Here is a 14331-nt window from a genome sequence, read left to right as displayed (position 1 = left end):
GGTGAAAGCTGCACGCACGGTGTGGAGCCGGGGAAAAGTTGGAGATCATATCAAAGACTTACCTATGGCTATCCGGCAGCAATACTCATGTGCCATAAAGTAACACTACATAATCAAATGACCGCTGCCCACTATTCAGATTTATAAAAACGCATTAACGCTGAAAAGTGAAAATCGGAGGTCTGATTATGAATAAGCTCTTATCTTGTGAATTTAACATCGACACGGGCAACGTAGAATGTCGCTTTGCAGACGGGACAATGATATCAATCGACTGCGATGTTGTAGAGGATACCATTGACGGAACACTACCATTTGTAAGAGTGCGTACTGAGCTTGACTGGCTCATTTATAACGCGCCACGAGAGTATGTGCAGCTCGTGCTAAACGGTGGATTGAATGCATATTTAAAAAACTCACGGTGAGCACGGCTTGCTCGATTGATAAAAAGCAGCTTGTATTTCAAGAGCCAAATCTCTGTGTCGCACAAAGGTTTGGCTCTTGAAATATTCTCATGAAAACGAACTTTAATCCGGCTTCATTGCACTTACTACACAAAAAGCAGAATGCAATATCGGACTTTTCTACCAGAACAGCAGCACCGTGGCAAAGTACATCGGAATGTCAAGTATCAGTATAGGACACTCATCAATAACCTTTTGCGCAATTCCATGGATTCGATGTATTCCGATACATTGAGTATATTGATAAAGTGAAAGTAGGCAATCAGTTGTTTTGAAACTGTACTTGTCTGCGCACATATACTTCTATCTGCTTCTCGATAACGCCTTTGACCTTTTCGCAGCCAGCAGCATGATATGTTCCGGTTTGCCGATAGGATAACATCCTGCACCCGCCACCACAAATGGGAAGATATTTACAATCGGAACAATCTGGTTCTTTTAAAGGATCGATTGATAACCAATCATAATATGCAAAAGTAACATCTGTAAGAGTGCCATCATCCTTTATATAACCCATTTTATGTTTATTATCACCAACCATCTCCCAACATTTATACAATTCACCCAAAGGTGAAAATGTAAAACTGTATTCGTCAAATAATCCACAGTATGTCCACTTTCTCATGGGTTGTGGATATTTGGAAAACATATTGGCTTCGCTATATTTCCATAATTCATTTAAAATATCTGGAAGATATTGCTTGCTTAACCGAAGGAGAAATTACAAACGTACTTCCCCATAAGGAGTTGAATAAAATATGTTCCTGATTTTCGGTTGTATGAATTATATTATATTTTGAGAACTTCATTAATTCAATCCTCCTTATGCTTGTTCGCAGCTAGTATCATTCCGCCAAATGAAAAACTTACACCAATTAATAATAAATGCTGAGTGCAAGAAATATATAATGTAGAGCTTCTATTCAAGATGCCTAATACAAAAACAATGAGGTCAAGAGCTGCAAAAGCAAAAAATATCATACTTCCAATACTTTTGATATGAGGCCAGTTTTTTTCATTTATATCAACAGGCAAGGAAAAACGGAAACCGTAGTAACTATGGAACGGAAAACTTTTATGGAAAAGAGGATATTCCACGGGAGCGCACTTTATTATAATTCCAATTGCAGAAAATATTATAAATGTTGGAATATATGAGCCGTCTGAAAAAATCATATATAGCCCCCCTTTATACTGTTATCTTCATCACATGTTCAGAAAATAGATAGTACTGCCAGCCAAAACAAAACATCGTAAATTGCGCAATTATCAATCAGGTGTATTAATTCCACAAGACTCACTATTTACTGTACAAGAAACGGAATTTAAACCGCAAAGCCCAGCATTGCTTCCACAAATAGACACGTCAGAAATACAGCCCGAAACATTTGTGACGCATCCGCCAAAGTCTGCAACGCAGGCACTCGCATCTTTTGCACATGGAGAGATTTGTCCCAAGCATAATCCAATCGGATTCGTATTGTTATCGTAGGCATTTCCAATATATGTAGTCATAATCGACTCCTTTCTACTCTTCGGCTGGCAGTACTATCATATCTGAACACCTAAGGATTTTGTCAAATCCTATGGATGTCTATCGCGTTAAATTCGGCATTCACTTTCGCAGAAGAATTGTGGTTTGTCGCCCAAAAAGACAAGTAATTATTTTAATGGTACAATGGAATCACAGTAATGTAAAGCTCTTGAATCATGTGTGGCAATTATAATAATTGTATCGTTTTTTATCGCATTCAGCAACTCAAAGAAAGTATTTATACTATCTGCATCCATAGCTGAAGTTGGCTCATCCAATAATAGCACAAGAGGCTTTTTTAGCAATTCGCGAATAATAGACAATTTTTGCTTTTCCCCTCCCGAAATATTATCACTTTTTTCATTTATATATGTGTTCAAACCATCACAACATTTATCTAGCCAGTCATTCATTCCAAGTTTGTTAATATAATATATTGCAGCGTCGATTTCTTCAGGTTCGTAATTTTCATTAATGTTATATGGATACAAATTTGAAATGATTTTGTCTGCGAGAAGCTGCGGCTCCTGCTCAACAAAGCCAATAAGAGATTTTCTCAAAAAATTCATATTTAATTTCTTGATGTCAAAATCGTCGAAGTAAATGTTACCGCCATAAAGATTATTATACAGCCCTGCAACTAAATGTAATACCGAGGATTTTCCAGTACCATTATCACCACACAAGGCATATATATTTCCTTTATAAAACGCTGCATTAAAAGACTTTAAGACTGGTTTGTCAAAACTCAATGATATGTCTTGTAGGTATATAGCCTTGATGTTTGACACAATTTGTTTTCCGTCGGATTCGGATTGCATCTTAGCAACATCCATCAAACGGTTTAAAGATACCAATGCATTTTGTGTAGAGGAAGTAAATGAAAAAAATATCTAATACATCCCAATGCAGAAGAGAAATAAACATTGATTGTCGTAAAACCGCCGATAGACATTTCTCCATTTAGTACGGCTACACCTCCTACAAGGAATAAACCGATTTGGCTTAAAGCCAAAAGCATTGAATCAATACCAGAAAAAATATATTGAAAAATTTGAGCGTGCATAGCCGTCTTGAAAAGAGATTGAAATGCTAAGTCCACTCGATTTATAAATACATCTATCAACCCGTGCCTTTTGACAAATTTAATATAACGCAATTGCTCCTGTGCTTTAGAAAAGAACAGGGCTTGCTCGTTTTTGAATTCCCTTGTGGTATTATATAGTTTGCCCTTGAATATTTCAAAGAAGACGATATAAAGTGCAGCTAGTATAAGTAATATACCGAATACTGTTTTGTTGATTTGATATGTTATAACGCTCACCGTAATAAGCCGTACCGAACTTACAGGAACATTTTGTATCACGTTTATGCAATATGAAGCGATTTCATTGGAATCAGTTTGAAGTTGCTGAGTAATGCGTGAACTGTCCAAAAAAAAAGTTTTGGAAAAAGGGATCTGCTGGATGTGGACGAGCATTTGTCTGTTTATATTGTAGCTTACCATTGTATGAAGTTTTTCGCGTATTCGCCCGAGTGCAAAAGATATCGCAAAACTTATCATAATAGTCGCCAAGAAAAGAATACAATAGTAGCATAGTTGAGGTTTCCATTCCACGCAATTAGGCGAAGCCAAAAAGTCAATAAATCGACCGGACAACAAAGTGTTAAAGAGGGATATTAACGAAGATCCTATGCTGAGAACAGAAAAAAGGATAATCTTTTTTCGGTAAAGATGCAATGTGCAATGGGAAAATTGAAAGATTCTTTTCATGATGATAAACCGACTTTGTTTTTAAAATAATATTCGGCGACTTTTAAAAAGTGGTTATCCCTTTGGGTCAGCAACTAATACCGACTGAGGGCGGAAACTTCTTTCGTCATTTGCTTCGCAATTGCTACCTTTCCCTAAGGGAAAAGCTTGCGCTTTGTGCCATCTCAAAAGGTTTCCCATTTGTGAGGAAGCTGTCAGCCGTAGGCTGACTGAATGGGTCTTTGCCTCAGCAGCGGCATCTCAAAAACATGCTTAGTAAAAGGAACAACCACTTTTGAAAACAAAAAATCCCCTTTATATGCTATCATGCTTTAGCTAAAGCGTCAATATCTTTCGCCAATCTTGAAAACAATTGTGTGTACTGGTCGTATTTGCTTTCGCATTTATCGTCTATACGCTCGATGAGCCACTTTTCTATGCTGCATCCCGCGTAGCTTGTTCAAATTAGCTTTTTCTGTATGCAGGAATGGGGCATTTCGTTTCTGGATGCGCCTGTCCCGGAACAGATGAAGTATGCTTCTCTGGCAGAAGCCGCTTCTCACCTCATACAAGTCCTCAACGACCCGGAGCACATCACCGGATAAAAAGCGTCCCGAAGGGATGCGCAGCCTGCATTGGAAAATGCAGATCAAAGGGGCTTGGGGCATTCCCCCAGCAAGCAATGTTTTTGTATAGACGAAAACATTGCTTGCAACTGATTGTTTGGCGAGGAAAAGCGTATATGGTTTTGGCTGTTTAATCAAACAATGATAACGTGAACAGCGCGCTCGTAATCAGCTTTGCGAACGTATATTGTGTAAATCGTTTGACAATTGACCTTTTGAAATGCGGTTCCAGCTCTTTCACGGGTTCCCATCGAAAACAAAGACGGCGATGATAAATCGCGTACTTTTGTTCGATATCCGATTCCCTCTTTTTCTAAAAGAGATGTGTATTTTTGGTATTGTGATTGATTTGAGCAAACCACCAACTCTTTTTGGTTAAAAAACGGTAGCATAAAAAACTCCTTGCTCAAAAACGGTTATCGGATATTATTTGAAATTTCAACATACCAAGTCTTTCCGGTCTTTGCAGCAATATTGACAACATAGTAGCAGCCAACGCGATTTGTTGCATCTACCAGAACACCAGCCCAAGAGGAATCAGGGTATTTTGTCCAGTCTTTCTGAGATGCAGGAATGTCAAAATCCTTGGTCTGCTCTCGATATCCGTTACTCGTCCATCCAGTTTGACCAATTCTTAGAGTTTGGCTCGTAATTTTTGTTGCAGAGTTATTGCAATAGTACTTTCCAGTAACCTTTGTCAACTTATAATACGAACGATCGCCGGAGTCTTTAACAATATCATAATAAATTGTAGTATATGCTCGTACGGTGTTGCTTGAGTCCCAAGAATCTTGGTTGATGCTTCCATCTGCACAGGGGCTTATAGATGTTGGAAATTCGCTAGGCAGAATGGTTGCGACATCTTTTCGATAGGAAGTAAGGGACGAACCATCATCCAAATGTTGAACATCCAGAACGGTTTTTTCCTCGAACTGAATCATTTCATCGGTTGCCTTAACAATATTGGATTGGGTAATCAAATCTTTTTCCGGCGATTCAGAAGCCATTTTAGCAAAGAGCGAAGAATGAACGGTGACACTGCCGATTCTCATAGAAGGTTCCATTGCAACGCTAGAAACGCAAAGCATCGCAATCATCAAGAAAGAAAGCGAAGCAGCTAAAAGCTGTGATACTTTTTTATGTTTCATAATAAGCAATCCCTTCTCATTAAATGGATAAGTTTGAATTTCATTCAAAGCTATATTGCTGCATCGGAGTAACTCCTTTCGATTTGTGCATTGTGCCATCCTTTCTTACACTGTATACCCAGCAAGCAATATTGTCTACATTTCTGTAATAAGATGGAGAAAATTCGTAACGAAATCGGAGTCACCAACAAAGAAAAATGGCATAGTGCTTTTTGCTGTTGAAACAGGAAAGCGACCATGCCATCTCAGGATTGAACTTATTTTCGTTTTTCTTGCAGATGCTTCTCAGGTACATAGGGACGCTTCGGCTGATACATCCAGCCTGCACAACCCGGAGGCCACTCCTGCATATCCTTCTTCACCAGAGCTTCAATTTTCTTTTTGGCGAACTGTTTGACTTGAATTTTCATTTGTATGCCCTCCTTTCAATTTTGACAGCGTGAAATGGATAATGTTATTGCATCAGCAGTCAATGCTGCGACCAACCCTTGTAGTATGGAAGGAGCGATTTGAGTTCCCACCAACAAAATTGCGAAAATATTTAGAATCAATAATAACCAACGAACAGCTATTTTCGCAGCCTTAAATTCATTTGTTGACCAGTGAATGCTTTTATTGTTAACTGGTGCAATATACAAAATTGTAATATCAGAAACTATAGTTAAGAAAAGCAACGCCAAGCCTGTACGGAAAACGTAGGAGATTGAAGCAAGAAGAACTACTTCTAATAAAATGGAACAGAACAGGCATTTACTATAAGTAGCAGCATGATAACCGTTTGTGTATTTCCGAATTAAGAGGAAGAACACAGAAAATGAAATCGTTAAGGTCCAGCCAAAGCAAAAACCGCCAATCAGACACTGCACAAGCCAAGTGAATAAGGTTGTCACTCTTTTTTCGATGCTATATGCAAACCATTCAGAATAAGATTCATCAAGCAATCCCATCGACACGCACTTTTGCGTTAATTGCATTGCAAAATCTTTCATTGCGACAATCCTCATTAAAAGAACTTTCTTGAAAGAAAGAATACACAAGTTGAGCTACAATTTCCACAATAATGTAACGAAATGGACTTTTTTTGTCACGAAATCGGAGTGAGCGGTATATCAGCGGTGAACTGGAACCACCCATTTTCATAGAACATGGTATACTCGCCGCTGTATTTTTCAAGAATCAGTCGGATGTTCGCAAGTCCAAAACCATGCAGCTGTGGTTCTGGTTTTGTAGTTGGAATGGAACTGTTTATAATTGTAACAGGTTCTGATGTGTTTCGGACAGAGATAAAAAAGTCTTGTTGCGCAACCGCCATGACATGAATCGTTTTGTCACCTTTATCGTACCGTTGACACGCTTCAATGGCATTATCCAAGAGGTTTGATAGAAGCACTACTATATCAGAGGCATCAAATGGAAGATTTGATAGATCATTCACTTCAAAATCAATACTGATCTTCTTTTGAGTTGCTTCGGCAGCTTTTGTGTTGAAAAGTGCATCCAAGATAGGATGGTGTGTGTTGACAAGGAATAGTCGATCTGTTTGCTGTTCGGTGATTTTTTCAAGATATTCTTCAGCGGCAGAATACTCTTGATTCTTCATCAATTGATTTAGGATATTCAGGTGCGCCCGAAAATCGTGAACTTTTTTCCTTTGGGCAGAATAAAGTTCGCTTGCCGAAGTCATGTTTTTCGATTGCAGCTGAATCTGCTGGTTAAGCATCAATAATTGTTCTCTTTCCGATGCGGCATACTCCATTCGCTCCAATAAAAAGAGGACTGCGACGTTTGAAATAAAAATGAGAATACAACAGCCAGCAGAAACAAACTCTTCTATATTATGACCGCTTGTAACGTAAAGCAGAATCACAAGCATTACAAACGATGCGCATGGAAATAGAAAGTACAGTATCAGCTGCGAATGTTGAGCATCGCTTCTGGGTCTGTTGCCCATACGCTGAAGCATCATTTTGCGAAATAGCGCAATAATAAATAATTCGGCTGAATAATAAGAGATTCCATAGATTAGGGATAATGCCTTGTCGGCTTGAAACGTCTGAGCATCCATCCCACAAACCGAAGTTGCAAGCATTCCGACTGCAAAAGATAAACTATAAGTCAAGAGATATTCTACAACAATAAGAAATAATAAAAACCTTCCTGAGATATTCTCATATAGAGTTCTGGCAACAATAAAGCAGGATAGTAGAATTAAAAAAATTTTGACGATTTGGTTTCGATTTAAGGCAATAACACTGAATTCAATAGATGCACACATTAAAATAGTTTGAACTATTACACCGACAAGAAATCTATGATCCCTCCAACGGTGCGAAGCAAAAGCGTCTAAAAACAGACATACGCAGACTGAATCTATGATTGTGTAAACCAAACTGATTAAAGCATCCATCTACTTTTACCTCGCCAATGTAAATATTTCTGTTTTAGCTCATTATAATTCTTTTCGCTTGGAGCCAGACAAAGACCACCGCGCAATTGGACTTTATTGTATTGAAAGATTTCGACATAGTGCATATTGACAAGATAGCTTTTTTGAATACGAAGGAAACCGAGTGGCTCGATTTTTTCGGATAGTTCCGTTATGTTGCCGTAAAATTGGTATGCTGGGCGTTTTTCGTCCAACAAGTGCATAACAATGATTCTTCGATGAGATTCTAAATACAGAATGTCATTTACAGGTACATCAATAATTTCAGAGTTTATCGAAATTGTAACAAGCTGTTTCCGTTGAAGCACTTCTTGGACGGCTGAATCAAAGTAGGAATCAAGTTTAGCAGAGAAATCTGCTTTTAGTAAGTATCGAAAGGCTTGAACCTCAAATCCCTCTGGAGCATACTGAATGAAATTCGTAATGAAGATAATCACAATGTTTTCATTTTCTGCTCGTAACTTTCTGGCAAGCTCAATTCCATTTGTTTCGCCCATATCAATATCCAGAAGCGCAATATCATACGGAAGTGATAAGTCTATTTGACTTGGTTGAGAAAAACCATAAAATCTTAATGCTACATGCGTTTCCTCGCTTTTCTTTTTGAGTTCTTCAATAATAGAATCAACGATCTGCTGGTCATCATCACAAACCAAGACATTCATTTTGAAATCCCTCCATTGCACATGGGAATGCTTTTTATCACACAACATACAGCCCTGCTCCTCACAAGTCAATCAAATTTCAACATAATCGAACATTATATATAGTATAGTACGATTATGTTGAAATTTCAAATAGTACACTTTATATAAGATGGGAGTGTACGGGAATGGAGCATTATTTAGGAGAAAAGTTAAAAAAGCTGAGGGAAAGTCGTGGCTGGACGCAGGCAGATTTGGCTAAACGGTTAAATAAGGCTGTATCCACGATCAGTGGATATGAAAGTGATGCACATGCAATTCCGTTGGATGTTCTTGCAAGCATTTCATCCTTATTTAGCATTTCAACAGATGAACTCCTAGGACTGGATGCGCCAGAAGTACTATCTCTTTCTGGATTGACTGGTGCGCAAAAGAAAACTTTAATTAAACTCCGTAATGAATTGCTTTCACCAAGTCAAAAAGGAAATGATCTTTCGCCGCAGCAGATGGAAATTCTTCATGACATAATAAAAGCCTTCGGTTGACAATCGACTTGAGGCATAGTGCGAGTGCAATACAAACGGTTATTTAAGTATGACCCTCAATGCTGGATGCCCAGTGTTGAGGGTCATGTTATTTGCGGCCACACCGATTTCGTTACAAGTTTTCTCTACTTTGATACAAAATCGTGGACTTTGATTGCTTATTGTGCTTTGATGCTATCAATAGTTAATCTAAGAATTAAGGTGGACGTAACAATTTCGTGTCTTTTGTTTTTACATGAAAGGGTGATTCCAATGCAGAGTTGAAGAAACGTATAAACAATATATTATATCAAGTAACGGTATGCGATAATCAGTAAACTTCAAGGAGAATAAATATGAAAGAGATGACTCGCAAAGAATTTCTTAAACTCACGGGTGCAAGTACCGCATTGTTGGCAATGTCCCATATTATCCCCACTTCGGCATATGCAGACACGTCGAAGATAGATGCTCCATCGGCAGGAATGTATATAAGTGAAGTGGTTGATTTAAGCGGCTTGTCGCCTGTCGAACAGGAAAAAATCCTTACCGAACGTAACATCCCATATGATTCGACAATTACATATGAAAAAATTGTTGTCGAAAGACCTGCAGCGCGAGATTCTTATAAGGGAGTTCCATATCGTTTTCAGATAACGTACGGAAATAAACCTGTAAAAAATGAAAGGAGAAGTGTTGTGAGTCCTGCTGCAGCTGCGGTACTAGACAGAGGTGTTAATATTCTGATTGGATTAACAAAACCCTATATTTGGATTCCATTTACAGCTTCTGGGCTAACTCCCTCTCAGATTTTCATTTACAGTGATCCCAGTCAATACGCATCAACAAATATTTATACACATCTGAAAATTAGACAATGTGAATTTTATAAGGATTACTCATGGCAGCCAAATGCTTTTTTGGAAAGAGCAACCATTGAGGATACGACTGTAACTTATGCGCTGGTAAATCCTAAAACAAAAAGATTTACCTCACAAACTGCAAAGAAGACAGAATATAGAAAAGCTACTCACTATGACAACGATAGCTATATCTTGGAAAAAGCCTACTATTGCTTTGAGCATAATCTTCCGTCTTATAAGGAAAATGCTTGAAAGAAGAATAAAAAATGAAATTCCAAACAAAACTCACATTATGCAAAGCTGTATTCATCTTCATAGCAATAGTCGTATGCGCACTATGGGCATTTGAGTTTCGTATAGCAGCTGTTGTTGTACTTTTGATAGACTATATTTTTGATTTTATAACACGTCGTTGTCCTTTTTGTGGGAAGCACTTTTCAATTGTACTAACAGTGAAAGATCGTTGTCCATTTTGCGGAAAATTATTCGAGTAAATATTTTATGGAAGCAGTGGGTATTCCATGCAGAAATAAATGTGTGTGCTATAAAATGTCAGCCAATTATAGGAAGAGACCTATATTCTCTGTAATGGACAATGGTCAATTATGAAAACTATTGCAAAATGAAAATACGATAGCAATCGTACAAAAACAGAAATCCGGAAACTTTTTTGAGTTATTATGGTTCAAAAAAGTTTCCGGATTTTCTGTAATGCTTTTTGAAGAGCCATTCTGTAACAGCCAATCACATTTCTATGAAAAAAGGTCAATCTTCTAGTCTACCGTGATCGCAACCAAGTGAAAGATAATGTTCGATTTCTCCACTCAGCACAAGCTGGGTATATTCCAAGAGCTTGTTATATAAGTAGCCAGTCCAGTTCTGCCCGCTGCGCCGGAGTGTTGCTGTACTCGTCCTCTATGGCGATACAATCAATGGAAAGGGTGGTGCCATCTTCAAATCGGGCTTCCACCCGGTTGGTGTCCATGTTGTAGCGGCAGGAAAACACTTTTTGAGAGTGATTATGGTCGAAATTCTGATTTCGTTTCATTTGAATGACTCCTTTAATAATTTTCTGGTTGATTTTTGACGAAATGAGATTCATTTTTGCTTGAGCCGCCCAACCACACTACGATGTAGCTTTGTTCAGCTCTTGCGGTTGCATGATTGATACCAGCACAGCACTGGGATTCACCGTACAGAGCGAGTGAATCCCAGTGCTGTGCTTTTTTATTTGACACGAGGTGAAATTTTATGCGTCAGCCTGATCATGAGTACGAAGAACGGAGCTTTGGAGATATTCAACGTGCAATTGATTTTGAGAACAGTATGAATGACCTTGAATCGCAATTGTATTACCAGCATCTTTCCCCGAAAGAAGTTGCCCAGCAGGTGCTGAAAGCCACTTGCCAATTCTACGATGCTGACTGGTGCGGTTTAATTCAGGTCGATCTTGATTTGAATTTGTGGACGCCATTCTGGTGGTTCAACGCTGGCGCAACAGACAAGACGATGCTTTTAACCGAAGAATATGAATCCGCTGAATTTCTTGATCGGTGGGTACAAACTGTCCGCAAGGGAATTCCAATGGTCGTCCCGGACGCCGAAGCGACAAAAGAAGCCTATCCTGCGGAGTATAACCTGTACCAGCGGCTTGGCATCCGGTCTGTTATTGCCGTTTCCTTGGAGCCGCGCCCAGTCGCTCTGCTTGCCGTCCGGAATCCTAAGCGGTATATTCAGCAGACCAGTATGCTGCGGATTCTGGCCTATGTGCTGCTTGCATCGTACAACGAACAGAAAATGCTGAACCGGCTCCAAATGGCATATATCCCGACTTCCATCCAAAGCAGCAAGGATATCTATGTCAGTCTGTTTGGTGAACTGAGCATCAGCACATCCAAAGGTGTTCTGAAAGAAGCTGACTTTAGTTCTCCGAGAATCAGCCGACTGATTTCTTACCTGCTGATCTCCCGTAAAAATGCCATTTCTCCGCAGGAAATCACTCAAACACTCTGGCCGGATGATTTAGACAACCCAGCCAAAAACGTCAAGGGACTGATTTATCGCTTGCGCCAGAAGTTCAACCTTATTTCAGATGAGCCATTGATTTTATCCTCTGCATCCGGATATCAGCTCAACCCGGAACTTCACATTATGACGGATTATCAGCGTTTTGACGAACTTGTGTCTTCTGCTGTCAGGGCATCCTCTATAATCAACAAAGTGGACATCCTCAAAAATGCTCTTGATCTCTACCATGGAAAGGTCTTGTCCTCTGCAGATGGCGAACATTGGCTCATTCAGTTTTCCACAAAATACCATCTCTCCTATATGGGTGCTGTCAGTGAACTGCTGAGGCAGCTGGATTCGCTGCATTCTTATGACCTGCTCAATCAGTACGCCATGAAGTCTCTGACCATCGCACCCGATAACCCGAAAGCATACTGCTGGCTGATCCGCTCCTTGAAAGCGCAGGGAATGAACGAACTTGCAACCAATGAACTGGCCGCTGCAAAGGAACATCTGACCACAGAAGAATACGGGGAAATCCTTGCATTTGGAGCTAATTGGTAAGAATGATTCCTATAACACTTTCGTAACACCTTCATGTGACTTTCATAACACCTAAAATTTTTCAGAAAGGGGCAAAAAGGGGCAAAAATGGCTCCATAACACTTTCATAACACCGCCAGATAACTTTCATAACACCGTCGTGTGATATGCTTACAGGGCACGAATCGATGCCTTGCAAAAGCTGATCGCACGGCGGTTTTCTTTTTTATAGGCTTCGATGCGTCAGAACAAAAACATATCGAAGCCTGAGATGCATTAAAGGCCGAGGATACTTATACCGCTTTCCATTTTCGGATGGAAAACAGTGTCGGTACCCTTTTCTTTAGTGCATCTCTTTTTTTGTTGCCAAGAAAAGCCCGCAAGCTGTCCCGCAGTGAAGTGTCCTCAACCTCCGCATCCGGCGGAAAGGATGCTTCATGTTTCTTTTTGCCCATTTTTCGTGGCTGGAACTGGCCGCACGGTATCCCTAGCAACTCCAAATTTTTGACTTTTCACGCTTTATCGAAAATTTGGAGGTTTAATATGGGCTTCAACAATGGCCTTGAGCGCATTCGTTTGGAAAATCAGTGGAAAAAGCTGCGGGTTCAGTATCGGGCAGCTGGTATGTCCGATGAAGCAATTCAAGCAATGTATGAATTTGATTTTCAAGTTGTCAACTCAGAACAAACGTATTATCGCCATACGGTTGATCTTTCCATTAGCAATACCGAAGCTGGCGACTCACGCGACACAAAGCACTACCATGAAGTCATTTTAACAACCGATACATACCATGAAACTAAAAGTCACTTTGCATGGATTGGGGAAATTGAGGATGAACGGTTGCTCTCTGCTCTGGAAAAATTGTCCGAAGACGAGCTCAGACTTTTGACGCTCTATGCTTATGAGGGCTACACCGAAGCCGAGATTTCTAAAGTCTTTAATATTTCACAGCCCGCAATTCATAAGAGAATTGCAAAAATTACTATATTTTTGAAGAAATTCTGATTTCTGGTTATAATTTGACCTCTTTCGTGAGCTAGTAAGTGAGAGGACAATTCACCAAATCGGCTCCTGCCGCTGGCAAAACGTCCGCACTCGCGAACCTTGAAAGTTGAATAGTTCAGTTGTTCGGTACTCAGATAATGATACTTCCGTAATTCGCGGCCCGGTCAGGATGTAGGCGGGGTGGCTGAGATGCCAATGAAGCGGTACAAATCCGCTGCCGAATGATTCCCCACTCGCAGGGAGCCGAGGGCGAATATGCGAGACCTTAACATATTTTATCAGGAGCGGCCGGATGCCGTTTTCGGTCTCCGGTCACTCCTGTTCTTTTACATATTTATCCGCCATTCACTTTTTACCGACACGGAGGACTGCTCAAATGGATGAGTTGAATCCTACGGTGCGCGAACAGGAGCTCTACGAGGAGATGGAACTGACCCCGGAAATGATCAAATCTATCCGAACCCTCTGTGCGACCTGTCTGCGGCATTTCGTAGAAGCCAAGGCTTTCAAAATCGCTCTCGTACCGAGCGCAGACAAGAGCATGGATGTTTGCACCGTCTGCCAAACCCGGCGCGGTCACGATTACGTTGTCATGCACCGCTGATGCCGGTGCTTCATTCCAATCACCGGGGAGGTGATGCGTACCGTATAAGTAAAACCGCTTTCATACTTTAACAGAAGCCCACTGCCTAGGTGAAATGAACCCCAAAAGTTAGACAAAAATCAAATTAAGCGGCCCCAACGGTCTGAATCCTGTACTGCACAGGGCTC

Annotated in this window: 18 protein-coding genes and 1 pseudogene; 7 read left to right on the top strand and 12 right to left on the bottom strand. The window is 40.1% G+C overall.

Annotation, left to right across the window (positions count from 1 at the left end; all coding sequences use genetic code 11):
* Positions 1 to 188 precede the first annotated feature (188 nt).
* Complete coding sequence (locus tag C4N23_RS14260; RefSeq protein WP_097782582.1) at positions 189 to 425, top strand: DUF6061 family protein; 237 nt, start codon at positions 189 to 191, stop codon at positions 423 to 425.
* Between the two features lie 301 nt (positions 426 to 726).
* On the opposite strand, the gene C4N23_RS13365 is transcribed toward C4N23_RS14260, so the two are convergent.
* The 5 genes from C4N23_RS13365 to C4N23_RS13355 form a co-directional block, all read right to left on the bottom strand.
* Positions 727 to 1089 carry an SPASM domain-containing protein gene (locus tag C4N23_RS13365; protein ID WP_280953137.1) on the bottom strand — a complete coding sequence of 121 codons (363 nt, stop codon included), beginning with the start codon at positions 1087 to 1089 and terminating at the stop codon, positions 727 to 729.
* Between the two features lie 188 nt (positions 1090 to 1277).
* A complete protein-coding gene (locus tag C4N23_RS13860; RefSeq protein ID WP_097782580.1) occupies positions 1278 to 1640 on the bottom strand; it encodes a hypothetical protein in 363 nt (120 codons plus the stop codon).
* Positions 1641 to 1733: 93 nt separating this feature from the next.
* Positions 1734 to 1979 (bottom strand): hypothetical protein, encoded by a 246-nt coding sequence (locus C4N23_RS13855; protein ID WP_129872232.1) that lies wholly within the window; start codon positions 1977 to 1979, stop codon positions 1734 to 1736.
* Between the two features lie 147 nt (positions 1980 to 2126).
* Positions 2127 to 2789 (bottom strand): ATP-binding cassette domain-containing protein, encoded by a 663-nt coding sequence (locus C4N23_RS13360; protein WP_181567136.1) that lies wholly within the window; start codon positions 2787 to 2789, stop codon positions 2127 to 2129.
* A 53-nt stretch (positions 2790 to 2842) separates the two neighbouring features.
* Positions 2843 to 3772, bottom strand: coding sequence for an ABC transporter transmembrane domain-containing protein (locus C4N23_RS13355; RefSeq protein WP_112146605.1), 930 nt, complete (start codon positions 3770 to 3772; stop codon positions 2843 to 2845).
* Between the two features lie 458 nt (positions 3773 to 4230).
* Between C4N23_RS13355 and C4N23_RS14370 the strand changes: the two genes are divergently transcribed.
* Positions 4231 to 4356, top strand: coding sequence for a hypothetical protein (locus C4N23_RS14370; protein ID WP_268889599.1), 126 nt, complete (start codon positions 4231 to 4233; stop codon positions 4354 to 4356).
* 155 nt (positions 4357 to 4511) lie between these two features.
* On the opposite strand, the gene C4N23_RS14120 is transcribed toward C4N23_RS14370, so the two are convergent.
* The 6 genes from C4N23_RS14120 to C4N23_RS13340 all read right to left on the bottom strand — a co-directional run bounded on the left by C4N23_RS14120 (position 4512) and on the right by C4N23_RS13340 (position 8636).
* On the bottom strand, positions 4512 to 4769 hold the full coding sequence (locus C4N23_RS14120) for a hypothetical protein (RefSeq protein WP_147323214.1): 258 nt from the start codon (positions 4767 to 4769) through the stop codon (positions 4512 to 4514).
* Between the two features lie 24 nt (positions 4770 to 4793).
* Complete coding sequence (locus C4N23_RS13850) at positions 4794 to 5573, bottom strand: hypothetical protein (protein WP_181567135.1); 780 nt, start codon at positions 5571 to 5573, stop codon at positions 4794 to 4796.
* A gap of 209 nt (positions 5574 to 5782) precedes the next feature.
* The gene (locus C4N23_RS14115) at positions 5783 to 5935 is read right to left on the bottom strand and encodes a hypothetical protein (RefSeq protein WP_154251299.1); all 153 of its coding nucleotides are present in this window, start codon (positions 5933 to 5935) and stop codon (positions 5783 to 5785) included.
* 15 nt (positions 5936 to 5950) lie between these two features.
* Positions 5951 to 6514, bottom strand: a complete 564-nt coding sequence (locus tag C4N23_RS13350) for an accessory gene regulator B family protein (RefSeq protein WP_179860380.1) — start codon at positions 6512 to 6514, stop codon at positions 5951 to 5953.
* Positions 6515 to 6609: 95 nt separating this feature from the next.
* Entirely contained in the window at positions 6610 to 7932 is a 1323-nt protein-coding gene (locus tag C4N23_RS13345; protein ID WP_112146603.1) for a sensor histidine kinase, read from the bottom strand.
* Complete coding sequence (locus C4N23_RS13340; RefSeq protein ID WP_179860660.1) at positions 7920 to 8636, bottom strand: LytR/AlgR family response regulator transcription factor; 717 nt, start codon at positions 8634 to 8636, stop codon at positions 7920 to 7922. Before C4N23_RS13340 ends, C4N23_RS13345 begins: the two co-directional genes overlap by 13 nt.
* Positions 8637 to 8803: 167 nt before the next feature.
* Here C4N23_RS13340 and C4N23_RS13335 point away from each other — a divergent pair, with 167 nt between their 5' ends.
* Together C4N23_RS13335 and C4N23_RS13845 are read left to right on the top strand one after the other, a co-directional pair.
* A complete protein-coding gene (locus C4N23_RS13335; RefSeq protein ID WP_097783556.1) occupies positions 8804 to 9160 on the top strand; it encodes a helix-turn-helix domain-containing protein in 357 nt (118 codons plus the stop codon).
* 335 nt (positions 9161 to 9495) lie between these two features.
* The gene (locus C4N23_RS13845; protein WP_097783557.1) at positions 9496 to 10254 is read left to right on the top strand and encodes a hypothetical protein; all 759 of its coding nucleotides are present in this window, start codon (positions 9496 to 9498) and stop codon (positions 10252 to 10254) included.
* Positions 10255 to 10767: 513 nt separating this feature from the next.
* Here C4N23_RS13845 and C4N23_RS13330 read toward each other — a convergent pair.
* A pseudogene (locus C4N23_RS13330) lies at positions 10768 to 11050 on the bottom strand (DUF6061 family protein).
* Positions 11051 to 11253: 203 nt separating this feature from the next.
* Between C4N23_RS13330 and C4N23_RS13325 the strand changes: the two are divergent.
* The 3 genes from C4N23_RS13325 (at position 11254) to C4N23_RS13315 (ending at position 14164) form a co-directional block, all read left to right on the top strand.
* Positions 11254 to 12573 (top strand): AfsR/SARP family transcriptional regulator, encoded by a 1320-nt coding sequence (locus C4N23_RS13325; RefSeq protein ID WP_242983805.1) that lies wholly within the window; start codon positions 11254 to 11256, stop codon positions 12571 to 12573.
* Between the two features lie 294 nt (positions 12574 to 12867).
* Positions 12868 to 13560 carry a sigma-70 family RNA polymerase sigma factor gene (locus C4N23_RS13320; protein WP_342587766.1) on the top strand — a complete coding sequence of 231 codons (693 nt, stop codon included), beginning with the start codon at positions 12868 to 12870 and terminating at the stop codon, positions 13558 to 13560.
* 376 nt (positions 13561 to 13936) lie between these two features.
* Positions 13937 to 14164 carry a hypothetical protein gene (locus C4N23_RS13315; RefSeq protein WP_112146599.1) on the top strand — a complete coding sequence of 76 codons (228 nt, stop codon included), beginning with the start codon at positions 13937 to 13939 and terminating at the stop codon, positions 14162 to 14164.
* Positions 14165 to 14331 lie beyond the last annotated feature (167 nt).

The organism is Faecalibacterium hattorii (assembly GCF_003287455.1).
GTDB lineage: Bacteria > Bacillota > Clostridia > Oscillospirales > Ruminococcaceae > Faecalibacterium > Faecalibacterium hattorii.
Note: the sequence above shows the minus strand (reverse complement) of the source record. Positions and strands in the feature narration are given on the sequence as shown.